This is a genomic window from Bradyrhizobium cosmicum (genome assembly GCF_032290525.1).
Classification (GTDB): Bacteria; Pseudomonadota; Alphaproteobacteria; order Rhizobiales; family Xanthobacteraceae; genus Bradyrhizobium; species Bradyrhizobium cosmicum_A.
Map to the genome: position 1 here is coordinate 152,766 of NZ_JASXTA010000010.1, position 23,448 is coordinate 176,213.

Genomic DNA, 23,448 nt, shown 5'->3' on the forward strand with positions numbered 1-23,448 from the left:
TCGGGCCGGGCGGCCTGTCTGCGTGCTCGCTGTGTCCGGTCGCGATCACGAAGCCTCACTCCACCTTTCGAATGCGTTCGATCAGCGCGGCCGCGGCGGGATCGCGCCCGGCCTTGGCGTAGATTGCCGCCATCGCGTCCTCGAACGGCTTGTGGTCGATGTCCTTGACGATGGTGACCCCCGCCTCGATCGCCTTGCGCTGCGACTGCTCCTCGAGGTCGCGCCACTTCTCGCGCATGAACCGGCTGGAGCGGGCCGCGGCTTCCCTGAAGATGATCTGGTCCTCGGCCGACAGGCTTTTCCAGGCCTTCAGCGAGATCACCAGCACTTCGGGGCTCATCGTGTGCTCGGTGAGTGAGTAGTGGCCGGCATGTTTGTAATGGTCCGTGGTCACGAAAGATGGCCAGTTGTTTTCGGCGCCGTCGATCAGATGGTTGGCGAGCCCGGCGAGCACCTGCCCATAGGGCATCTCGACGGGCTCGGCACCGAGGGAGCGGACCATCTGGCTCATCAACTCCGATTGCTGCACCCGGATCCGCAATCCCTTGAGATCGGCGATACTCTTCACGGGTCGGACGCCGTTGTAGATCGACCGCGCGCCGGAATCGTAGAAGGCGAGCCCGACGAAGCCGTAGGGCTCGAAGCTGCCGAGAATCTCACTGCCGACAGGCCCGTCCAGCACCTTCTGCATGTGCTCGATGGACCGGAACAGGAACGGCATGGCCAGCACGTTCATAGCCGGGACGAAGTTGCCGATCAGGGCCACATTGGTCCGGTTGAGGTCGATCGCGCCGGCCCGGGTCTGCTCGATGGTCTCCTTTTCCTCGCCGAGCTGGCGGGAGTGGAACACCTTGATCTCGTGCCGGCCGGCGGTGCGCTCGGCGATCAAGGCGCCCATGTAGCGCAGCGCCTGGACGGTCGGGTAATCCTCGGTCTGAGTGTCGGCGGCGCGGAATTCGCGCGCAGCAGCGCCTCTCGCGCAGATCGCGAGCAGAAGCGCGACGAAGATCACCCCGGCCCGCGAGAGTTCGGCACGGTTCAGCACTGGCACACTCAACCCCTCAGTGGTGAAGTCTATGGCGGAACGAAAAGGTTCAACGCAATCTAGCAGATGGTTAAGGGAAGACCATGCTGCCGCCCCGCAGCGCGATTGTGCGACGCGGCCGATAGTCATTCCGGTTGAAACCGCCGAGGCCGGGCCTTAAGCAGGCTGCGGTCGCCTTTTGCCAATCGACGCGGGAAGAGCCATCGTGATGTCAGCATTACGCCTTGTGCAGGTCGTCGCCGTCTCCATGGCGCTCGCATTGAGCTCCGGGGCGCGCGCCGCCACCGACATCGCGTGGTGGCACGCCATGTCCGGCGAGCTTGGCCGGCAGCTGGAAAAACTCGCTGCCGACTTCAACGCCTCGCAATCCGACTACCGCATCGTGCCTGCTTACAAGGGCAACTACACCGAAACGGTGACGGCGGCGATCTTCGCCTTCCGCTCGCGCAGCCAGCCGGCGATCGTCCAGGTCAACGAGGTCGCCACCGCCACGATGACCGCGGCCAAGGGCGCGATCTATCCCGTGTTCAGCATGATGCGGGACATGGGCGAGCCGTTCTCGCTGGCCGATTACCTGCCCGCGGTCTCCGGCTATTACACCGATGCGGCCGGCAATCTGTTGTCCTTCCCGTTCAATTCCTCGACGCCGATCCTGTACTACAACAAGACCATGTTCCGCGACGCCGGCCTCGATCCGGAGACGCCGCCGAAGACCTGGCCTGAGCTTGGCGCGGCCGCAAAGCGCCTGCGCGACCGCGGCGCCGTGTGCGGCTTCACCACGTCCTGGCCGTCTTGGATCCATATCGAGAATTTCTCCGCGTTTCACAATCTGCCGCTCGCGACCCGCGCCAATGGCTTTGCAGGGCTGGATGCGGAGCTGACCATCAGCAATCCCGTCGTCGTGAAGCATGTCGCCCAGCTCGCCGAATGGCAGAAGACGAAGGTGTTCGACTATAGCGGCCGCGGGCAGTCGGCCGAGCCGCGCTTCCAGAACGGCGAATGCGGCATCTTCATCGGATCCTCGGCGACGCGCGCCGACATCAAGGCCAATTCGAAGTTCGAGGTCGGCTACGGCATGATGCCATACTGGCCCGACGTTGCGGGCGCGCCGCAGAACTCGATCATCGGCGGCGCCACGCTGTGGGTGCTGCGCGACCGGCCGCGCGAGGAGTACAAGGGCGTGGCGCGGTTCTTCGCCTATCTGTCGCAGCCGGGCGTGCAGGCGGCCTGGCACCAGAACACCGGCTATCTGCCTGTCACCCGCGCCGCCTTCGAGCTGACGCGTGCGCAAGGTTTTTACGAGCGCAATCCGGGCTCGGCGATCTCGTTCGAGGAGATCACGCTGCATGCGCCGACCGAGAATTCGAAGGGCATCCGGCTCGGCTCCTTCGTCTTGATCCGCGGCGCGATCGAGGACGAGCTGGAGCAGGCCTTTGCCGGCCAGAAGAGCGCGCAAGCCGCACTCGATGCCGCGGTCGAGCGCGGCAACAAGCTCTTACGCCAGTTCGAGCGCGCCAGCCCGGACCGGTAGTCGTGGAGCGAAGCTTGACGTCGGTGCGCAAGGTCTTTCCACAGCGTCATGGCCGGGCTTGTCCCGGCCATCGACGCCTTGCTGCACAGTACGAAGAACGTGGATGCCCCGGCCTTCGCCTCGCCGAAGCGGCTTCGGCCGCGCAGGCGGGACAAGCCCGGGCATGACGAACTCAAACGCATCGAGCGCGCGATGTCGATGAAGCTACCTCACTTCACCGACGCGGAGAGCTTTCGTGCTTTCCGCGCCGATCCGCCGCGATGGCTGCCGATCGCTATCGACATCGCCCGCGCCCATGGTCTCGATACCAGCGCACCGCTCGTGTTTGTAACAGGCACCAACCTCGTCGTCGGTCTCGGCAAGGATCTGATCCTGAAGATCTTCCCGCCGCTGCTGCGCCCGCAATTCGTCTCCGAGCGCGGTTCGCTGACGCAGCTCAAAGGCCGTCTCCATCTGCCGATCCCGGAGATCGTCGCCGAAGGGATGCGCGACGGCTGGCCTTATCTGATCATCACGCGCCTTGCCGGCACGCTCGGCTCGGAGGTCTGGTCGCACTTAGCCGAAGCGCAGAAGGAGCGCCTGCTGCGCCAGATCGGCGAGACCATCGCCGCCGTGCAGCGCGCCCCGCTCGGCCCCCTCGCTGGAATCGAGCCGCGTTGGGACGCGTTCATGCGCGCCCAGATGGAGGGCTGCAGGGCGCGGCACACGCGTCTTGGCCTTGCGCCGAAATTCATCGCCGGCCTCGACGATCTCCTGCGCGACGCCGCAAAACTGATCCCGATGGATGCACCGCCGGTGATCCTGATCGGCGAATACATTCCCGAGAACTTCCTGCTCAGCTGCGACGACGGCCAATGGTCGCTCGCCGGCCTGTTCGATTTTGGCGACGTGCTGGCGGGATGGCGCGACTACGACCTGCTCGGCCCCGGCGCGTTCATGGCGGCGGGCCGGCCGGGGCGGGTGCGCAGCCTGCTGGAAGGCTTTGGCTATGCGAAGCCGGACTTCGCGCTCAAGCGCCGGCTGATGGCCCTGATGCTGCTGCACCGCGCCAGCGACCTCAACAGCCACATCTGCATCGAGGGTTGGCAGGAGCAGGCGGGCGATCTGGTTGAGCTTCAGGAGCTGATCTGGGCGGACTGAGCGCCCCCTCTCCGTCATTCCGGGGCGCCGCGGAGCGAGGAGCCCTGAATCCATTTGCCCTCGCGTTCTGCGGCCCGATGGATTCCGGGCTCCGATGCTGCGCATCGCCCCGGAATGACAGGTAGGGCTAATCAGTGGGCTTCGGCCTTGAAGCGCCTAGAAAATAACCAATTATGGGGTCTTTGTATGCAATTGACCCGAATGCCGAGGATGCGATGAACCCGGCCGAGTTCAAACAATCCTCTGTCCTGTCAGTGCCTTAAGCGCGGATTAACGATTCCGTAAGCCTTGGCACGAACCTTGCGAATCCCTGTTCCAACCAGAAACTTTTGTGTTGGAGCATTTTCATGAAGCGCCGCGATTTCCTCAAATCCGTGTCCGGATTGGCCGCCGGCGCGGCGCTTCCGGCCGTGCCGTCCGTGATCTCGTCCGCCTATGCCGATGCGCGCTCGGAGACGCTGCTGATCGTCTCGGAAGGCGGCCCGAACAATCTCGACATCCACGGCATCGGCACCAACGTGCCCGGCTACGAGGTGTCGTGGAATTGCTATGACCGGCTGATCAGCCACGAGATGAAGACCGGTCCCGGCGGCGTGCCCTATTACGACCGCGACAAGTTCAAGAGCGAGCTCGCCGAGGAGTTCAAGATCGACGACATGTCGGTCACCTTCAAGCTGCGCAAGAACGCCAAATTCCACGACGGCACGCCGGTTACGGCCAAGGACGTGAAATGGTCGCTCGACCGCGCCGTCAGCGTCGGCGGCTTTCCGACCTTCCAGATGAGCGCGGGCTCGCTGACCAAGCCGGAGCAGTTCGTCGTGATCGACGACTACACCGTGCGGGTCGACTTCCTGAAGAAGGACAGGCTGACGGTCCCCGACCTCGCCGTGATCGTGCCTTGCATCGTCAACTCCGAGCTCGTGAAGAAGAACGCCAGCGAGAAGGACCCCTGGGGACTCGAATTCACCAAGCAGCAGACCGCGGGCTCCGGCGCCTACAAGGTGACGAAGTGGACCGCAGGTACCGAAGTGATCATGGAGCGCAACGAGGACTGGGTCTGTGGTCCGCTGCCGAAGATCAAGCGCGTGATCTGGCGCATGGTGCCGCAGGCCGGCAACCGCCGTGCGCTGTTGGAGCGCGGCGATGCCGACATCTCCTACGAGCTGCCGAACAAGGATTTTCAGGAGATGAAGGCGAGCGGCAAGCTCAACGTGGTGTCGCTCCCGTTCTCCAACGGCATCCAGTATATCGGCATGAACGTCACGAAGCCGCCCTTCGACAATCCGAAGGTCCGTCAGGCGGTCGCCTATGCGCTGCCCTACCAGAAGATCATCGATGCCGTGATGTTCGGCCTGGCGAATCCGATGTTCGGCGCGTCGAAGGACAGGCCGACCGAGGTCGCCTGGCCGCAGCCGCACAAATACAATACCGACATGGACAAGGCGAAGGCGTTGCTTAGCGAAGCCGGCTTCGCCAACGGTTTCGAGACCACGATCTCGTTCGATCTGAACTTCGCCGGCGTCAACGAGCCGCTCTGCGTGCTGGTGCAGGAGTCACTGGCGCAGATCGGCATCAAGACCACCATCAACAAGGTGCCCGGCGCCAACTGGCGCACCGAGTTGAACAAGAAGGAGATGCCGCTCTTCACCAACGTGTTCTCGGGCTGGCTCGATTACCCCGAATACTTCTTCTATTGGTGTTATCACGGCAACAATTCCGTCTTCAACACCATGAGCTACAAGTCGCCGGAGATGGACAAGCTGATCGACGGCGCCCGAACGGCCGCCGCCGGCGGCGACACCGCGACCTACGACAAGGATGTGAAGAGCTTCGTCGATCTCGCCTTCAGCGAGATCCCGCGCATCCCGCTGTACCAGCCCTTCGTCAACGTCGCGATGCAGAAGAACATCAGCGGCTACCAATACTGGTTTCACCGCCGCCTGGATTACCGCTCGCTGGCGAAGGGGTGAGGGGTCATGCTGATCGTCGACGACGCATCGGCATGTGTTGGCTTGATTGATCGGAGTGAGGCGGCCACCGCTCTCTCATTCCCTCCCCCCTTGTGGGGGAGGGGCAGGGAGGGGGGTAGCCACGAACTCCGACCTCTCCCGGAGCCACCCCCCTCCCTAACCCTCCCCCACAAGGGGGGAGGGAACGCAGCGGAGTGTGGGGTGATGCTCTCGCCGATCAGCGAGAGCGTTTCATCTTCGTGGAGTGCCACTTCATGCTGACCATGATCGGCAAGCGCCTGATGTTCGCGATTCCCTCGCTGATCGGCGTCGTCATCGTCACTTTCCTGCTGACCCGCGCGCTGCCCGGCGATCCCGCGGCCTATTTCGCCGGCCCGGCGGCAACCAAAGAGGCCGTCGAGCAGATCCGCAAAAAGCTCGGCCTCGACAAGCCGCTGATCGAGCAGTTCTTCCGCTACACCAACGATCTCGCCCACGGCGATTTCGGCAACTCGCTGACCACGGGGCAGCCGGTCGCGGCCGAAATCCGCAATCGCCTGCCGGCCTCGGCTGAACTGACGCTCATCGGCCTCGTCGTCTCCATCGTGATCGCCATTCCGCTCGGCGTGCTGGCGGCGACGCGGCCGGGATCATGGGTCGACCATCTCTGCCGGGTCACGACGACGGCCGGCGTCTCGCTGCCGGTGTTCTTCACCGGCCTCGTGCTGGTCTATGTGTTCTACTTCCGGCTAGGCTGGTCGCCCGCGCCGCTCGGCCGGTTAGACGTGTTCTACAGCGCGCCGCCGACAATCACCGGCTTCTACCTGATCGACACCCTGATCGCGCGTGACCTCGAGGCGTTCCGCTCGGCACTGAGCCAGCTTATCCTGCCGGCGACGACGCTCGCGATCTTCTCGCTGGCGCCGATCGCGCGCATGACCCGCGCTTCGATGCTGGCGGTGCTGTCGTCGGAGTTCGTCCGCACCGCGCGCGCCAGCGGCCTGTCGCCGGCGACCGTCATCGTCACCTACGCGTTCCGCAATGCGATGCTGCCTGTGATCACCACGCTCAGCATGGTGTTCTCGTTCCTGCTCGGGGCCAACGTGCTGGTGGAAAAAGTGTTCGCCTGGCCCGGCATCGGTTCCTACGCGGTGGAAGCGCTGATCTCGTCGGACTTCGCGCCGGTGCAGGGTTTCGTGCTGACCATGGCGGTCATGTACGTGCTGCTCAATCTCGTGATCGACATTCTCTACGGTGTGATCGATCCACGCGTGCGGCTGGAGGGCTAATCATGAGTACCGTTGCGCCTGCTGTCGAGCCGGTCGGTCCCGCGCGGACCTCGGGACTGGTCGCGCTCCTCGAACAGACCCGCTACGTCCTTGGCGAGAACAAGGTCACGGGCTTTGCCTTCGGTCTTTTGATCGTGATCCTCGTCGCCGCGATCTTCGGTCCCTATGTGGTGCCGTACGACCCGCTGGCGTCCGATACAGCCGCAGCGCTGAAGCCGCCGTCGATGGCGCATTGGTTCGGCACCGACCAATTAGGCCGCGACATCTTCAGCCGCGTCGTGGTGGCGACACGGCTCGACACCTTCATCGCAGTCGCCTCCGTCGCGCTGGTGTTTTTGATGGGCGGCCTCGCCGGCATCGCGGCCGGCTATTTTGGCGGCTGGACCGACCGCATCGTCGGCCGCATCGCCGACACCATCATGGCCTTCCCGCTGTTCGTGCTGGCGATGGGCATCGTCGCCGCGCTCGGCAACACCGTGCAGAACATCATCCTGGCCACCGCCATCGTGAACTTCCCGCTCTATGCCCGCGTCGCGCGCGCCGAAGCCAATGTCCGCCGCAACGCCGGCTTTGTGCAGGCCGCGCGGCTGTCCGGCAACGGCGAATTCCGCATCCTGCTGGTGCATATCCTGCCCAACATCATGCCGATCATGATCGTGCAGATGTCGCTGACCATGGGCTACGCCATCCTCAACGCCGCCGGCCTCTCCTTCATCGGCCTCGGCGTCCGGCCGCCGACCGCCGAATGGGGCATCATGGTCGCCGAGGGCGCCGGCTTCATGGTGTCGGGCGAATGGTGGATCGCATTGTTTCCGGGCCTGGCGCTGATGATCGCCGTATTCTGCTTCAACCTCCTCGGCGACGGCCTCCGCGACATCGTCGACCCCCAGCGGAGGACGTGATGGCAAATGTCCGCCAAAAATTCTCCAATGATTCCAATCCCGTTCTACTGTGCATGGGGTTGTTTTCGCACTTTTTGAGTGACGGGAGCCGTCCATGACCGCCCAGCCGCTGCTCGACGTCCAGGACCTCACGGTCGAATTCTCCACCCGCCGCGGCATCGTCAAGGCCGTGCAGCACGTCAGCATCTCCGTCGCGAAGGGCGAGGCGCTTGCCATCGTCGGCGAGTCCGGCTCCGGCAAGTCGGTGACGTCCTACGCCGTGATGCGCATCCTCGACCGTGCCGGGCGGATCGCCGAGGGCTCGGTGATGTTCTCCGGCATCGACGTCAAGGCCGCGACCGAAGACCAGATGCGCGACCTGCGCGGTCGCGAAGTCTCGATGATCTTCCAGAACCCGCGCGCTGCGCTCAACCCGATCCGGAAAGTCGGCCACCAGATCGAGGACGTGCTGCGCACCCATGTGCAGCAGGCGATGGTTTCGGATCACGGCGAAAAGGCGATCGAGGCGCTGGAGCAGGTCAAGATCGCCCGCCCGCGCGAGCGCTACCACGCCTATCCGTTCGAGCTGTCAGGCGGCATGTGCCAGCGCGTCGTCATCGCGCTCGCGCTCGCCTGCAATCCGCAGCTGCTGATCGCAGACGAGCCCACCACCGGCCTCGACGTCACCACGCAGAAAGCGGTGATGGATCTGATTGTCGAGCTGACCAAGCGACGCGCGATGTCGACCATCCTGATCACGCACGATCTCGGCCTTGCGGCCGCCTATTGCGACCGCGTCGTGGTGATGGAGAAGGGCCGCGTGGTCGAGACCGCGAAGGCCGCCGATATCTTCGCCAATCCGCAGCATCCCTACACCAAGAAGCTGATGCGCGCGACGCCGCGGCTCGGCGTGAGCTTGCGCGATCTGCTGCCGGAGGAGGAGGGCGCAGCCGCCGCTGCCGCGAGCGCAGCAGCCGGCCCGGCCGCCGTAGCCGGCGCGGATGGCCAAAAGCCCCTTCTGCTCATCGAAAAGCTCGTCAAGGAATATCCGCGCCAGGGCGCGACCGCGACGCTCGGAAAACTGTTCGGCCGCAAGCCGCCTGTGGAGCCGGACGTGTTCCGCGCCGTCGACGGCATCAGCTTCTCGATCGGCCACGGCGAGAGCGTCGGCCTGGTCGGCGAATCCGGTTGCGGCAAATCGACCACCTCGATGATGGTGATGCGGCTGCTCGACCAGACCTCCGGTCTGATCCAGTTCGACGGCGAGGACATCGGCGCCATCGCGCCGGCCTCGTTCGCCCGCCTGCCGCAGCGCAGCCGCATCCAGATGGTGTTCCAGGACCCGACCGACAGCCTCAATCCGCGCTTCACCGCCGTGCGCGCCATCGCCGACCCGATCATGCAGCTCGACGACATCCGGGGCCGCGACGCGCTCCGCTTCCGTTGCGAGGAGCTGGCCACCATGGTCGGCCTGCCGCACAATCTGCTGGATCGGTTCCCGCATCAATTGTCCGGCGGCCAGAAGGCCCGCGTCGGCATCGCCCGCGCCATCGCGCTGCATCCCAAGCTCGTCATCCTGGACGAGCCGACCGCGGCACTGGACGTCTCGGTGCAGGCCGTGGTCCTGAACCTGCTTCAGGACCTGAAAGCACGCCTAGGTATGAGCTATCTGTTCGTCTCGCATGATTTGAACGTAGTGCGCTTGTTGTGCGATCGTGTCATTGTGATGCGGTCGGGTCGAATCGTCGAGGAAGGTTCTTCCGAGAGGGTCTTGAGCGATCCGCAGGACGACTACACCAAGGAGCTGCTGACGGCGATCCCGCATCCGCCGTTGCAAGTTCACTGAGAGTGCACTGAGATCAGCTTGAGAGAGTGATGGCCGAGCCGCTGGACGATTATATCGACGCCGTATCGAAAGCGCTGGCGCTGCCGGTCGAGGAGGCCTGGAGGCCGGCGGTTCGCGCCAATCTCGAAGTCTCGCTGCGGCTTGGCCGCCTCGTCGATGAATTCGCGCTGCCGGACGAGACCGAGCCGGCGCCGATCTTCACCGTCTGACGCTGCCATGACCACAAAGCCAGAGATGACGGCCTCCGAGATCGCGAGCGCGGTCGCAGGCGGCAAGATGTCGGCGCTCGATGCCACCGAAGCCGCGCTCGCGCGCATCAAGCAGCGCGACACCATCCTCAATTCCTTCACCGACGTCACCGCCGATCGCGCGCGCGCGAAAGCACGCGCTGTCGACGCCGACATCGCGGCCGGCAAGACCGTCGGTCCGCTCGCCGGCGTGCCCTTCGCGGTGAAGAACCTGTTCGACGTCGCGGGCCTTGCCACGCGCGCCGGCTCGAAGATCAATCGCGACCTCGCCCCCGCCGGGCGCGATGCGACGCTGATCGAGCGGATGGAAGCCGCCGGCGCGGTGCTGGTCGGCGCGCTCAACATGGGCGAATACGCCTACGATTTCACCGGCGAGAACGTCCATGACGGTCCCTCGCGCAATCCGCACGACACGACGCGGATGAGCGGCGGCTCCTCCGGCGGTTCCGGCAGCGCCGTCGGCGGCGCGCTGGTGCCGATCGCACTCGGCTCGGACACCAATGGTTCGATCCGCGTGCCGTCCTCGTTCTGCGGCATCTTTGGCCTGAAGCCGACCTACGGCCGGCTGTCCCGCGCGCGCTCCTTCCCGTTCGTCGCAAGCTTCGATCATCTCGGCCCGTTCGCGCGCTCCGTCAGCGATCTTGCGCTCGCCTATGACGCGATGCAGGGCCCGGATGCGGACGATGCCGCCTGCACGACGCGTGGGTTAGAGCCGACGGTGCCACTGCTTGCCAATCCGGTTTCGGATCTGCGCATCGCGATCGCCGGCGGCTACTTCCAGAAGAACGTGTTTCCGGAAGCCGTCGAAGCCGTCAGCCGCGTCGCCAAGGCGCTCGGCGCAACGCGCGTGGTCGAACTGCCCGAAGCCGCGCGCGCCCGTGCGGCGGCTTACGTCATCAGCACCACCGAAGGCGCCTCGCTGCATCTCGACCGCCTGCGCAAGCGCCCGAACGATTTTGATCCCGCCGTGCGGGACCGGCTGATCGCGGGCGCCATGGTGCCGGCGCCGCTGGTCGATCGCGCGCAAAAATTCCGCCGCTGGTATCGCGCGCAGATCGCCGAGATCTTCAAGTCTGTCGATGTGCTGATCGCGCCGGCGACGCCGTGTACCGCGCCAAAACTGGGCCAGGTCAATTTCAATCTCGACGGTGTCGAGTTGCCGGTGCGCGCCAATATCGGCATCCACACCCAACCGATCTCCTTCATCGGCTTGCCTGTCGTCGCGGTGCCGGTGCCGCTCGAGCCGCTGCCGATCGGCGTGCAGATCATTTGCGCGCCGTGGCGCGAGGACATCGCGTTGCGCGTCGCGTACGCATTGGAGAAGACGGGCGTGGTATCCGCGCCCGCGCCGAGAGGAATTTAGAATGGAGATCGATCTCCCCGATGTGATCGCGGAAGTCAAAGTCGCGTTCGAGCGTTACGAGCAAGCGCTGATCACCAATGACGTCGCCGTGCTCGGCGAGCTCTTCCGCAACGATCCCCGCACGCTGCGCTACGGCATCGGGGAGAATCTCTACGGTTATGAGGCAATCGCCGGCTTCCGCGCGGGACGCTCGCCGGTCGGCCTCAACCGCCGCACCGACAAGACGGTGATTTCCAGCTACGGCCGCGACACGGCCGTTGCCTCCACCTTGTTCTATCGCGACACGGCTCCCGGCAAGGTCGGCCGGCAGATGCAGACCTGGATTCGCTTCCCGGAGGGCTGGCGCGTCGTCGCGGCCCATGTCAGCATCATCGACGAGTCGAAAGAGACCTGACCGTATGACGCTTGACGATCTTCCGCCCGGAGCACTGCCGGCCGAGCCGGTTGTGCCGCGCGTCGACCGGGCGCAGCCCAGCGTGCACAAGGTGACGCGCGCCGAGGAGTTGCGGCTTCAGCTTGCCGACGAGATCGTGCGCGGAACCCTGGCCCCTGGTGCGCCATTGGACGAGACCGATATCGCGCGCCGCTTCAGCGTCTCGCGCACCCCGGTCCGCGAGGCGCTGCGTCAGCTCGTGGCAAGCGGTCTCGTCGAAGCGCGCGCCCATCGCGGTGCCGTGGTGGCGCAGCCCTCGGTCGAGCGGCTGACGAGCATGTTCGAGGCGATGGCGGAGCTGGAAGCGCTGTGCGCCGGCCTTGCCGCCGAGCGCATGTCCGCACCCGAACGCCACGGTCTGGAGGCCGTCCACGAAGAGCTGCGGGTATTGAGTTACGCCGGCAATCCCGATCGCTTCCACGAGGTCAACGAGCGCTTCCACAACGCGATCTATGCGGGATCGCAGAATGGCTACATCGCCGAGATCACGCTGGCGACGCGCGTGCGCGTGCAGCCGTTCCGACGCGCCCAGTTCCGCAACCTCGGTCGTCTCGCCAAGTCGCAAGCCGAGCACGATCGCGTCGTCGTCGCCATCATGCGCGGCGACAAGCAGGGGGCAGCGGCCGCGATGCGTGCGCATATCGAATTGGTGCGCGGGGAGTACGAGATCTACGCGGTGTCGGTGTAGGTCCGCCCTCGTGTCCCGGACGCGGTGCAGCGCGTAGCGCTGCTCCGCAGAGCCGGGACCCATCTATCCGCTTCGCAAGTCGCTCCATGGGTCCCGGTTCAGCAGCGCACCACTGCGTGATGTGCCGCGCCCGGGACACGAGACTACCTATGCCGACGCAGCTTCCGCCATGAACTTCCGCCAGCCGCCATACGCGGTGATGTCGCGGGACTCGCCCAGCACTTCCGGCTCGACGAGAAACCCCTTCACGCTGCGGCCGTCGGCGAGCCTGACCGTGCCGATTGCCATCGGCGCGGGGATCGCGTTGACGAACTTGCCGAAGGTCGACGACGATAGCGACCAGATTTCCAGCTCGATCGATGCGCCCTTGCCCGCTTCGACGCGCAGCAGGCCCGGCTTCGGCGGCGTGGTCTTCAATGCGTAGAGCTTGTAGTCTGGTGCCGTTCTGGTCGCTTCGATCAGCTTTCCGTTCAGTGCCTTCAATTCGCCGTTCAGCGCCATGCCGGACAGATGGGCGCCGACGACAGCAATCGGAATCTCATCGCCGCTGTCAGCGGCAAGCTCCGCGAGTGGCGCTTGTGCCGTGCCCTTCGCGCCCACCGTCAGCTTGGTATCCGCATGAAACACGCGGCCGATGCTCGCAAGCGTCGCATCGCGGCCTGCAGGCGCCAGCAGGGTGATGCCGAACGGAATGCCATCCGTACGCATCGCTGCCGGTACTGCGAGGCCGCAGAGATCGAGCAGATTCACAAAATTGGTGTAGGTGCCGAGCCGGCTATTGAGCTCGATCGGATTGGCCAGCACCTGCGCGGTCGTATAAGCGGTCGGCGCCGTCGGCAGCACCAGCGCGTCGATGTTTGCAAACGTCCGCTCGGCGATCTTGCGCAGGCCCTGCAAGCGGTAGAGCGCCGAGAAGGTGTCTGCCGCCGTCAGCCGCGCGCCGGCCGCAGTGATCTCGCGCGTCACGGGATGAATCGTATCAGGCGCCGAGGCCAGCAGGTTCTTGACCACGAGATAGCGCTCGGCGACCCAGGGACCCTCATAGAGCAGCCGCGCCGTCTCGTAGAGCGGTTCGAGGTCGAACTCGACCAGCGTGGCGCCGAGCGCCGTCCAGCGCTTCAGCGCTTCGGCATAGGCGGTTTCCGATTTCTTGTCGCCGAAGAAAATCAGCTGTCCGTTGCGCGGCACGCCGAGGCGCAGGCTGGCCGGGAACGGCGTGATGGCGCCAAGCGGCCGATCACGCGAGAACGGATCAGCCTGGTCCGGCCCGGCCATCACCGACAGCGCCAGCGCGGCGTCGTCCACCGTCAATGCAAACACCGAGATACAGTCGAGCGTGCGGCAGGCCGGCACGAGCCCTGCGGTCGAGATCATGCCGAGGCTCGGCTTCAGTCCGACGATGTTGTTGAGCATTGCCGGCACGCGTCCGCTGCCGGCGGTGTCGGTCCCCAGCGACAGCGGCACCAGCCCGGCGCCGACGGCGGTGGCCGAGCCCGAACTCGAACCGCCCGGAATGAGATCTTCGCGGATCGAGTTTCTGGGGATGCCGTAGGGCGAGCGCACGCCGACGAGGCCGGTCGCGAACTGGTCGAGATTGGTCTTGCCGATGATGATGGCGCCGGCCGCGCGCAGCCGCGCTACCGCGGTCGAATCATGGGTCGGCATATAGGAGAAGGCCGGGCAGGCCGCCGTGGTCGGAAAGCCGAGCGCGTCGATATTGTCCTTCACCGCAACCGGCACGCCGTAAAGTGGCAGACTGGCCGCATCCGCACACGCGATGAGTTTCTCGGCTTCCGCGATCGCGTCCTTCTCCTCGCGCAGGCTGATGAAGATCGCGGGATCGTTATGGTCGCGGATGCGCTGATAGGTCCGCGCGATCGTTTGCGCAGGCGTCATCGTGCCCGCGCGATGCGCGGCCACGATCGCGGCGATCGTCTCAGGCTGCTCAGCCCCCATGGTGACAAAACTCCGGCAACAGGTCTCACCCGGATTGAAGCAAGCGATGTGCCATTGTGTACAGAATCCGGGCAACACGATTGCTCCGGATATTATCGAGGGATCAGTGGCTTGTGGGATATTTCGGCGGCCGGGCGGATGGTCGTACCGGCGCCCTGTTACGAGCACCTGCCCAAATCACGGGCAGTCGGGATCAGGTGAAGCCAGCGAGGATCTGGAGCAGCCGCTCCCGGTTCGCCTTGCCGATCTTCGCCTCGACATGCCGTTCGTGCTCCGCGGCGAGCCGCTTGAATTTGGCCAGCGCGGTCTCGCCCGGCGGGGTGAGGTGCAGCGCGTGGGAGCGGCGGTCCGTCTTCGACTTGATCCGCTTCACCAGCCTGCGCTGTTCGAGACCGTCGAGCAGGTGCACCAGCCGGGCGCGCTCGATGCCGAGGCGTTTTGCGACCGCCATCTGGGACAGGCCCGGATTGGCGCCGATCACCGTCAGCACCGAATATTGCGTCGGCCGGATGTCGACCTCGCCGAGCGTCTTGATGAAGTCCTGGAAGATCCAGATCTGGAAGCGCCGCACCGCGTAGCCGGCGTGGCCGACCAGGGCATCGAGGCCGACCCCCTCCGCGTCGATCTCTCGGGCTGCGCCGTTGCCGGCGCGCTTGCGCGGGGAGGGGCGGGCATCGGCTCGGGCTACGCTGGCTGTCAAATTCCATCTCCTGCCGCGCGACCCTAGCGCCTCCGTGGCCCATGCGGAAGTTTGTTGTTGACGACAACAATTGTCGTGCCCAACATTATGGCCAAAGCAGCCCGGAACGAGGCTGCGGCCGATCCCGGGACCGGCGGAGGAGGAAACCGATGACAGTCGCCCCATGCGGTGAGGCTTCAAGCCTGTTCGCAGCGCCGAAGACCGTCGCCGAGCATCGCGCCGACGGCAGCATCGTGCTGCGCTCGGGCGAGCCTCTTCGCGAGAGCGCGCGCTGCATCGGCGACTGGCTGGAGCAATGGGCGCGGCAGACGCCCGACACGATCTTCCTCGCCGAGCGTGACAGCGCCGATACGCCCTGGGCCACCATGACTTACGCGGGTGCCCTGCGGCGCGTACGCGCGGCGGCGTCCTGGATTCTGGCGCATGAGCTCAGCGCCGAGCGCCCCGTCGTCATTCTCTCCGACAACAGCATCGATCACGCGCTACTCGCGCTGGCCGCCCAGCATGTCGGTGTTCCCTCGGCCGCGATCTCGCCGGCCTATTCGCTGCTGTCGAAAGATTTCGATAAGCTCAAGAGCATGATCTCGCTGCTTCAGCCGGGCGCGATCTATGTCTCGGCGACGAGGCCGTTTGCCGGGGCGCTGGACGCGATCAAGCCGCTGCACAAAGCGCATATCATCAGCGGCAATGCTGGCGATGCCGATGCGCTCGCCTTCCGGGATATCGCGGCAGCGCCTGAGACGGGCGATGTCGCAGAAGCTTTCGCCGCGGTGACGCCGGACACGATCGCGAAATTCCTGTTCACCTCGGGCTCGACCGGCACGCCGAAGGCCGTCATCAACACCCAGCGCATGCTGACCTCGAGCCAGCAGGCCAAGGCGCAGACCTGGACCTTCCTCGAGCAGGACCGTGGCGATCTCGTCATTCTCGACTGGCTGCCCTGGAGCCACACCTTTGGCGCCAACCACAATTTCAATCTGGTGCTGCGCAATGGCGGCTCGCTCTATATCGACGGCGGCAAGCCCGCGCCCGGCCTGTTCGCGACCTCGCTCGCCAATTTGAAAAGCGTGATGCCGACGGTCTATTTCAACGTGCCGCGCGGCTTCGACATGCTGATCGCGGCGCTGCGCGGCGACGAGGAGCTGCGCCGCCGCTTCTTCGGCGAAGTGAGATTCGCCTTCTATGCCGGCGCCGCGCTGCCGCAGAACCTGTGGGACGCGCTCGAGGAGCTCTCGATCAAGACCGTCGGCCGCGCGCTGCCCATGGTCTCGGCCTGGGGCTCGACCGAAACCTCACCGCTCGCCACCGACTGTCATTTCCTCGCCGACCGCTCCGGCAATATCGGCGTACCGATCCCCGGAACCGAGCTGAAGCTCGTTCCTTCCGGCGACAAGCTCGAGGTGCGGGTGCGCGGACCCAACGTCACGCCGGGCTATTGGAAGGCACCGGAGCTGACCAGGCAGGCGTTTGACGAGGAGGGCTTTTATCTGATCGGCGACGCCGTGAAGCTCGCCGATGCCGACCGGCCGGAGCGCGGGCTGTTCTTCGACGGCCGCGTCGCGGAGGACTTCAAGCTCAATTCAGGCACCTGGGTCAGCGTCGGCACGCTGCGCGTTGCCGGCATCGCCGCGCTGGCACCGCTGGCACAGGACATCGTCGTCACCGGCCACGGCGGTGACGAGGTGCGGTTCCTGGTCTTCCCGAACATCGCAGCTTGCCGCGCCCTCGCCGGCTTGGGTGAGGCGGCCGATGTGAACGACGTGCTGGCGCACGACAGGGTCAGGACTGCGATCGGGCAGGGTCTGGCAAAACTGAAGCAGCAGGGCGCCAATTCCTCCGGCCACGCCACGCGCGCGCTGCTGCTTGCCGAGCCGCCCTCGGTCGACGGCGGCGAGATCACCGACAAGGGTTACATCAACCAGCGCGCCGTGTTGACGCGGCGCGCCGATGCGGTGACGCGGTTGAATGACAATGCGTCGGGTGAGTGGATTGCCCTCCTAACTGAGAAATGACCGCACTGGTTGCTTCCGTGTCCCGGACGCAGTGCAGCACGCAGTGATGCGCTGTCGAGCCGGGGCCCATCTCTCGTCGTGCGCGTGGCTGCATGGATCCCGGCTCTGCGCAGCAGCGCTTCACGCTGCAGCGCGTCCGGGACACGAGAGCTGGGCAAGCCCGATACGCCAGTGATTCTGTCGCAATATTCTTGCACGATTCTTTTGTTGCCTAAGCAACTAATCTGTGCGAACCGTTCCCGGACAAGATGACGGCGGGGGAAACCGCCGCGTCTAATCTCGGAGGAAACGATGCTCGGCCGCAAGGGTGCCGCGGGTAGCCGCTGTCTCATGCCTCGACATGACGGGGGAACGCGCCCGGCGCGCGGCCCGTCAGGCTTGGCTGCCGCCGGTCACGGCGCCCAAATTCTCGTGCAGCCGGCGCAGCAGGTCGATCAGCACCTCCCGCTCGTCCCTGCTCAGGCAGGACAACAGGCGCCGCTCGCGCTCGAACGCCGCGACGATGACCTTGTCATGGGTGGCGCGTCCTCTTGCCGTCAGCGAGATCGAATGGGTGCGGCCATCGTTGGGGTCGGTGCGGATCGACACCAGTCCCCGCTTTTCCAGCCCCGCCAGCGTGCGGCTCACCGGGCCCTTGTCAAAACCGATGACGTGGCAGATGCGCGAGGCCGGGATGCCGGTCTCGATCGCCAGCAGCGACATGATCCGCCATTCCGTGACGTTGACGCCGAACTGCTTCTGGTAGAACGCCGTCGCGCTGTTCGAGAGCTTGTTGGCGATGAAGGTGATGATCGCCGGGACGTAGCGGTCGAGGTCGAGCGTCGGTCCCACTTCCGTGGGCGCAGGCTTCTGGCGGGCTCTGGTCGAAGACGGCGGCATGTCGGGTTTCTGTCTCGCGGCGTTCCCGATGACCTAAGGGTAAGCGCCGCCCTTTCACAAGATCAAAATGAGGGAGGACTTCAATGAGCACTTCCAGCTCCCCGGAAATCAACGGTCCGTCGGCCGTCCCGCATCTCGACGTCGATCCCTTCGACATGAATTTTTTTGCCGATCCCTATCCCACGCATGAGCTGCTGCGGGAGACAGGCCCGGTGGTCTATCTCGACAAGTGGAACGTCTACGGGGTGGCGCGCTATGCCGAGGTCCATGCCGTGCTGAACGATCCAACAACGTTCTGCTCCAGCCGCGGCGTCGGTCTCTCCGATTTCAAGAAAGAGACGCCGTGGCGGCCGCCGAGCCTGATCCTGGAGGCCGATCCTCCCGCGCACACCCGCACCCGCGCCGTGCTGTCGAAGGTGCTGTCGCCGACCGTGATGAAGGGGCTGCGCGACCGCTTTGCCGCGGCGGCGGAGCAGCGGGTCGACGTGCTGATCGAAAAGCGCAGCTTCGACGCTGTTACTGATCTTGCGGAGGCCTATCCGCTTTCGATCTTCCCGGATGCGCTGGGGCTGAAGCCCGAGGGCCGCGAGCATCTCATCCCCTATGCCAGTGTTGTGTTCAATGCGTTCGGCCCGCCCAATGAGCTGCGTCAGGAGGCGATCGCGCGCTCGTCGCCGCATCAGGCCTATGTCACCGACCAGTGCCAGCGCGATAATTTGACGCCGGGCGGCATCGGCGCCTGCATTCACGCCCATGTCGACGAGGGCGCGATCACGGCGACCGAAGCGCCGCTCCTGGTGCGGTCGCTGCTCTCCGCGGGCCTCGACACCACCGTCAACGGCATCGGCGCGGCGGTCTATTGCCTGGCCCGCTTCCCCGATCAATGGCAGCGCCTGCGCGGCGATCCCACGCTCGCACGCAACGCGTTCGAGGAGGCCGTGCGTTTTGAAAGTCCGGTGCAGACCTTCTTCCGCACCACCACGCGTGAGGTCGAGCTGTCGGGTGTGACGATCGGCGAGGGCGAGAAAGTGTTGATGTTCCTCGCCGCCGCCAATCGCGATCCGCGGCGCTGGGACAAGCCCGACAGCTACGACATCACGCGCCGCACCTCCGGCCATGTCGGCTACGGCTCCGGCATTCACATGTGCGTCGGCCAGCTCGTGGCGCGGCTCGAGGGCGAGACGATGCTCTCGGCGCTGGCGCGGCGCATCGCCAGCATCGAGATCGCGGGCGAACCAAAGCGCCGCTTCAACAACACACTGCGCGGGCTCGACAGCCTGCCGGTGACGATCACGCCGGCCTGACGCGAAAGACCAATAGGGGAGGGACCAATGAAGAACCTGACGTGGACGCTTGCGTTCGCTGCGAGCTTGATGAGCGGCGCGTCGAACGCCGAGATCTCGGATAATGTGGTGCGCGTCGGCGTGCTCAACGACATCTCCGGCATTTTCCAGGACACCAACGGCATGGGCTCGGTCGAAGCCGCGCGCATGGCGGCCGAGGATTTCAACGGCGGCGGCAAGGGCATCAAGGTCGAGATCGTCTATGCCGACCACCAGAACAAGGCCGACGTCGGCAACGCCATCGTGCGCAAATGGCTCGAGGTCGAGGGCGTCGATGCCGTCGTCGACGTTCCGAACTCGGCGGTCGGGCTCTCGATCAACACGCTGCTGCGCGACAGCCGCATGACCTTCCTGGCGTCCTCGACCGCAAGCTCGGATCTCACCGGCAAGGCCTGTTCGCCCAATACCATCCAATGGGTCAACGACACCTGGGCGACCGGCAACGCCACCGCGGCCGCGATGGTGTCGCGCGGCGGCAAGGAGTGGTATTTCCTCACGGTCGACTTCGCGCTCGGCAAGGGCATCGAGTCGGAAGCGCAGAAATACATCGAGGCGCATGGCGGCAAGGTGCTCGGCTCCTCGAAACATCCGCTCGGCACGTCCGATTTCGCGTCCTTCCTGTTGCAGGCACAGGGTTCGAAGGCGCAGGTGATCGGCCTTGCCAACGCCGGCGGCGACACCATCAATGCGGTGAAGCAGGCCGCCGAGTTCGGGGTGCAGCAGGGCGGCCAGAAGCTGGTCGCGTTCCTGCTCTTCATCAACGACGTTCATGGCATGGGCCTCAAGGTCGCGCAGGGCCTTCAGCTCATGGAAGCCTTCTACTGGGACATGAACGACGATACCCGCGCCTTTGCAAAACGCTTCGCCGCGCGGCCCGGCATGAACGGCAAGATGCCGAGCGGCAACCAGGCCGGCGTCTACGCCTCTACGCTTGCCTATCTCAACGCGGTCGCCGCGACCGGCAGCGACAACGCCAAGAACGCCGTGCCCGAGATGAAGGAGTTCAAGGGCAAGGACAGACTGTTCGGCGACACCACGATCCGCCAGGACGGCCGCGTCGTCCACCCCATGTACCTGTTCGAGGTGAAGAAGCCGGAGGAGTCGAAATATCCCTACGACTATTACAAGCTGGTTTCGACGATTCCGGCGGAGCAGGCGTTCCGGCCGATGGCGGAGGGCGGGTGTGAGCTGGTGAAGTAGCGGATCTCGTGCCCCGCACGCAGTGCGGCGCGTAGCGCTGCGCTGCAGAGCTGGGGCCCATGACCGCTGGGTCCCGGCTCTGCGTCGCGTCATTTCATGCCGCGCCGCGTCCGGGACACGAGAGGAGCACCTCTACACCACCTTGCTGCTCCCCTGCGTGATCAACCGCGCCGCCCGCTGATCTCGCGCGTAGATCCAGAGCCAGCTCAGGGCGACGCTGAGGCGATGGCGCAGGCCGATCAGGAAGTAGATGTGGGCGATGCCCCAGATCCACCATGCGATGGTGCCGCGGAGCTTGATGCGTCCGAAGTCGATCACCGCGAGCCGCTTGCCGATCTGCGCGAGACTGCCCGAGTGCTTGTAGCGGAACGCGCCCTTTGCCTCCCCGCGCAGCCGCGCCTTGATGGTTTCGGCGACGTGACGGCCCTGCTGCTTCGCCGCCGGCGCAATGCCGGGCACCGGCTTGCCCTCCCAGGCGTTGATGCTGACGGTGTCGCCGATCGCAAAGATCTCGGGATGGCCAGGGATCGTAAGATCAGCCTCCACTTGCACGCGCCCGGCGCGATCGGCCGGCGCGCCCAGCCATTCGGCGGCGGGCGAAGCGCGCACACCGGCGGCCCAGATCCGGGTCTTTGCCTCGAGCAACTTGCTGCCGAACACCACGCCCTCACGATTGATCTCGGTGACGGCCTGCCCGAGCACGACCTCGACGCCGATCTTTTCCAGCGACGCCTGCGCATAGGCCGAGAGGTCGTCGGGAAAACCAGCCAGCACGCGCGGACCGGCCTCGATCAGCACGACGCGGGCGTTGTGGGTGTCGATGTTGCGGAAGTCGGCGGGCAGCGTGTGATGCGCCATCTCCGCGATGGTGCCCGCGAGCTCCACACCGGTCGGGCCTGCGCCGACGATGACGAAGGTCAACCGCGCCGCGCGTTTGGCCGGGTCGGTTTCGCGCTCGGCGCGCTCGAATGCCACCAATATGTGCCGGCGCAACGTGGTCGCGTCCTCCAGCGTCTTCAGGCCGGGCGCGAACTGCTCCCACTCGTCGTGGCCGAAATAGGCGTGGCGCGCGCCGGTGGCGAGCACGAGCGTATCGTAAGGCACCTCGCTGCCGTCGTCGATCAGCACACAGCGCCTGTCGGCATCGACTCCGCTCACGGTCGCGAACAGCGTTGTCACATCGCGCCGGTCGCGCATCAGGTGCCGGACCGGCCAGGCGATCTCGCTGGTGGCGAGCGACGCGGTGGCGACCTGATAGAGCAGCGGCTGGAACAGATGATGGTTGCGGCGGTCGATCAGCGTGATCTCGACCGGCGCGCCCGCAAGCCGGTAGGTCGCCTCCAGCCCGCCGAAGCCAGCCCCGACGATAACGACGCGATGCGGTGTCGTGGTCATGATGCGTCCTCGAATCTCGCTGCTGCTCTGCTTCATTTAAGTGCGGATTGGGCGCCGCGGTCCAATAGCCGTCATCAATCGTCGCATAGGCCTGATGCATCGACAGGCCCTATGAATAAGCGCCGCAGCCTCGACCATCCCTTGGTCGAAGTGAGTAGAATTATATTTCTTGCTATCCCCGATGGGGGCGAAATATGGTGCAGGGGCAGGCGCTGAGCCATTGGCGGCGCGATAGATTTTGCGTTCAATGGAGACGACCCGGAGCGGCGATCACCTCGCTTCGGGATCAATAATAAGGAGGGGAGTGGATATGAGGACGGCATTCTGGCTGGCAGGCGCAGCGGCGCTGGTGCTGGCAAATCCGGCAGTCGCCGGCGACACCATCAAGATCGGCTTCGTTTCGACCTTCAGCGGCCCGACCGCCGTGATCGGCAACGACATGCGCAACTCCTTCGAGCTCGCGCTGGATCATATCGGCCGCAAGATGGATGGCAAGCCGGTCGAGGTGATCTACGAGGACGACGGGCAGAAGCCCGATGTCGGCAAGCAGAAGACCGAGAAGCTGGTGCAGTCCGACAAGGTCGATTTCATCGTCGGCTACATCTGGTCGAACGTGCTGCTGGCCTCGCTCAAGACCGCGGTGGACTCCAAGACCTTCCTGATCTCGGCCAATGCCGGCCCGTCGCAGCTCGCCGGCGAGCTTTGCTCGCCTTACGTGTTCTCGACCTCCTGGCAGAACGACCAGACGCCCGCGGCGATGGGCCTCTACATGAACCAGAAGGGCGTCAAGAGCGTGTTCCTGATTGGGCCGAACTACGCGGCCGGCAAGGACATGCTCGCGGGCGTGAAGAGCACCTTCAAGGGTGAGGTCAAGGGCGAGGAATACACGGTCTGGCCGAGCCAGCTCGACTTCTCCGCCGAACTCTCCAAGGCGCGCGCCTCCGGTGCCGAGTCGATCTTCGTGTTCTATCCCGGCGCCGCCGGCGTGCAGTTCCTCAATCAATACACGCAGGCGGGCCTGAAGAGCACGATGCCGCTCTATACGGCGTTCACCGTCGACGAGCTCTCGCTGCCGCTGCAGAAGGAGAACGCGCTCGGGGTTCCCGGCGCGCAGGAATGGGTCAACGACCTCCCCAACGAGCAGAACAAGCGCTTCGTCGCCGACTATCGCAAGAAGTACCCCGGCCTGCGTCCGACCTATTACGGCGCGCAAGCCTATGATGCGGCCCAGCTGATCAACAGCGCGGTGATCGCGGTGAAGGGCGACACCAGCAAGAAGGACGCGATGAAGGTCGAGATGGAGAAGGCCAACTTCAAGTCGCTGCGCGGTGCGTTCAAATACGGCAACAACCACATCCCGGTTCAGAGCTTCTATCTCCAGGACGTGGTGAAGGATGCCGAGGGCCAGCTGTCCCTGAAGACGGTCGCGACGATCGTGGAGAACGATCAGGACCGCTTCCACGACAAGTGCCCGATGAAGTGAGGCTGATTGAGCGCACTCTCTCCTCTCCCTCTCCCCGTTCCTACGGGGAGAGGGTTGGGGTGAGGGG

19 protein-coding genes are annotated in these 23,448 nt (G+C 65.2%); 14 read left to right on the top strand and 5 right to left on the bottom strand.

Translation table 11 applies throughout. The annotated features are described in order from the left end of the window. Window positions 1-55: 55 nt before the first annotated feature. The gene (locus tag QSV46_RS19590) at window positions 56-1,051 is read right to left on the bottom strand and encodes a TRAP transporter substrate-binding protein (RefSeq protein WP_314954892.1); all 996 of its coding nucleotides are present in this window, start codon (window positions 1,049-1,051) and stop codon (window positions 56-58) included. A 202-nt stretch (window positions 1,052-1,253) separates the two neighbouring features. Between QSV46_RS19590 and ugpB the strand changes: the two genes are divergently transcribed. From ugpB to QSV46_RS19640, 10 genes are all read left to right on the top strand, one after another. Beyond that, entirely contained in the window at window positions 1,254-2,576 is a 1,323-nt protein-coding gene (gene ugpB, locus QSV46_RS19595) for a sn-glycerol-3-phosphate ABC transporter substrate-binding protein UgpB (protein WP_314954895.1), read from the top strand. Between the two features lie 192 nt (window positions 2,577-2,768). Then, window positions 2,769-3,716, top strand: coding sequence for an aminoglycoside 3'-phosphotransferase/choline kinase family protein (locus QSV46_RS19600; RefSeq protein WP_314955228.1), 948 nt, complete (start codon window positions 2,769-2,771; stop codon window positions 3,714-3,716). 347 nt (window positions 3,717-4,063) lie between these two features. After that, on the top strand, window positions 4,064-5,686 hold the full coding sequence (locus QSV46_RS19605) for an ABC transporter substrate-binding protein (RefSeq protein ID WP_314954897.1): 1,623 nt from the start codon (window positions 4,064-4,066) through the stop codon (window positions 5,684-5,686). Between the two features lie 254 nt (window positions 5,687-5,940). Beyond that, on the top strand, window positions 5,941-6,954 hold the full coding sequence (locus QSV46_RS19610) for an ABC transporter permease (protein WP_314954900.1): 1,014 nt from the start codon (window positions 5,941-5,943) through the stop codon (window positions 6,952-6,954). 2 nt (window positions 6,955-6,956) lie between these two features. Then, window positions 6,957-7,856 carry an ABC transporter permease gene (locus QSV46_RS19615; protein ID WP_314954902.1) on the top strand — a complete coding sequence of 300 codons (900 nt, stop codon included), beginning with the start codon at window positions 6,957-6,959 and terminating at the stop codon, window positions 7,854-7,856. A 94-nt stretch (window positions 7,857-7,950) separates the two neighbouring features. Continuing rightward, window positions 7,951-9,681: an ABC transporter ATP-binding protein gene (locus QSV46_RS19620; protein ID WP_314954905.1), complete on the top strand. Its 1,731-nt coding sequence runs from the start codon at window positions 7,951-7,953 to the stop codon at window positions 9,679-9,681. A 29-nt stretch (window positions 9,682-9,710) separates the two neighbouring features. Next, complete coding sequence (locus tag QSV46_RS19625) at window positions 9,711-9,890, top strand: DUF4089 domain-containing protein (RefSeq protein ID WP_028148078.1); 180 nt, start codon at window positions 9,711-9,713, stop codon at window positions 9,888-9,890. A gap of 7 nt (window positions 9,891-9,897) precedes the next feature. Further along, on the top strand, window positions 9,898-11,292 hold the full coding sequence (locus QSV46_RS19630; RefSeq protein ID WP_314954923.1) for an AtzE family amidohydrolase: 1,395 nt from the start codon (window positions 9,898-9,900) through the stop codon (window positions 11,290-11,292). A gap of 1 nt (window position 11,293) precedes the next feature. Beyond that, on the top strand, window positions 11,294-11,686 hold the full coding sequence (hpxZ, locus tag QSV46_RS19635; protein ID WP_314954926.1) for an oxalurate catabolism protein HpxZ: 393 nt from the start codon (window positions 11,294-11,296) through the stop codon (window positions 11,684-11,686). A gap of 4 nt (window positions 11,687-11,690) precedes the next feature. Next, on the top strand, window positions 11,691-12,413 hold the full coding sequence (locus QSV46_RS19640) for a GntR family transcriptional regulator (RefSeq protein WP_314954929.1): 723 nt from the start codon (window positions 11,691-11,693) through the stop codon (window positions 12,411-12,413). 147 nt (window positions 12,414-12,560) lie between these two features. On the opposite strand, the gene atzF is transcribed toward QSV46_RS19640, so the two are convergent. Together atzF and QSV46_RS19650 are read right to left on the bottom strand one after the other, a co-directional pair. Then, a complete protein-coding gene (gene atzF / locus QSV46_RS19645; RefSeq protein WP_314954932.1) occupies window positions 12,561-14,369 on the bottom strand; it encodes an allophanate hydrolase in 1,809 nt (602 codons plus the stop codon). Between the two features lie 193 nt (window positions 14,370-14,562). Beyond that, on the bottom strand, window positions 14,563-15,069 hold the full coding sequence (locus QSV46_RS19650) for a MarR family winged helix-turn-helix transcriptional regulator (protein ID WP_314954935.1): 507 nt from the start codon (window positions 15,067-15,069) through the stop codon (window positions 14,563-14,565). Window positions 15,070-15,218: 149 nt separating this feature from the next. On the opposite strand from QSV46_RS19650, the gene QSV46_RS19655 reads away from it, so the two are divergent. Continuing rightward, complete coding sequence (locus QSV46_RS19655) at window positions 15,219-17,081, top strand: feruloyl-CoA synthase (RefSeq protein WP_314954939.1); 1,863 nt, start codon at window positions 15,219-15,221, stop codon at window positions 17,079-17,081. A gap of 372 nt (window positions 17,082-17,453) precedes the next feature. Here QSV46_RS19655 and QSV46_RS19660 read toward each other — a convergent pair whose 3' ends face one another. Further along, complete coding sequence (locus tag QSV46_RS19660; RefSeq protein WP_314954942.1) at window positions 17,454-17,960, bottom strand: MarR family transcriptional regulator; 507 nt, start codon at window positions 17,958-17,960, stop codon at window positions 17,454-17,456. An 83-nt stretch (window positions 17,961-18,043) separates the two neighbouring features. Here QSV46_RS19660 and QSV46_RS19665 point away from each other — a divergent pair, with 83 nt between their 5' ends. Together QSV46_RS19665 and QSV46_RS19670 are read left to right on the top strand one after the other, a co-directional pair. Next, window positions 18,044-19,264, top strand: a complete 1,221-nt coding sequence (locus QSV46_RS19665; RefSeq protein ID WP_314954945.1) for a cytochrome P450 — start codon at window positions 18,044-18,046, stop codon at window positions 19,262-19,264. Window positions 19,265-19,291: 27 nt separating this feature from the next. Next, window positions 19,292-20,503 carry an ABC transporter substrate-binding protein gene (locus tag QSV46_RS19670; protein ID WP_314954948.1) on the top strand — a complete coding sequence of 404 codons (1,212 nt, stop codon included), beginning with the start codon at window positions 19,292-19,294 and terminating at the stop codon, window positions 20,501-20,503. A 132-nt stretch (window positions 20,504-20,635) separates the two neighbouring features. On the opposite strand, the gene QSV46_RS19675 is transcribed toward QSV46_RS19670, so the two are convergent. Continuing rightward, window positions 20,636-21,898: an NAD(P)/FAD-dependent oxidoreductase gene (locus QSV46_RS19675; RefSeq protein WP_314954950.1), complete on the bottom strand. Its 1,263-nt coding sequence runs from the start codon at window positions 21,896-21,898 to the stop codon at window positions 20,636-20,638. A 310-nt stretch (window positions 21,899-22,208) separates the two neighbouring features. On the opposite strand from QSV46_RS19675, the gene QSV46_RS19680 reads away from it, so the two are divergent. Next, complete coding sequence (locus tag QSV46_RS19680; RefSeq protein WP_314954953.1) at window positions 22,209-23,381, top strand: ABC transporter substrate-binding protein; 1,173 nt, start codon at window positions 22,209-22,211, stop codon at window positions 23,379-23,381. Window positions 23,382-23,448: the final 67 nt, after the last annotated feature.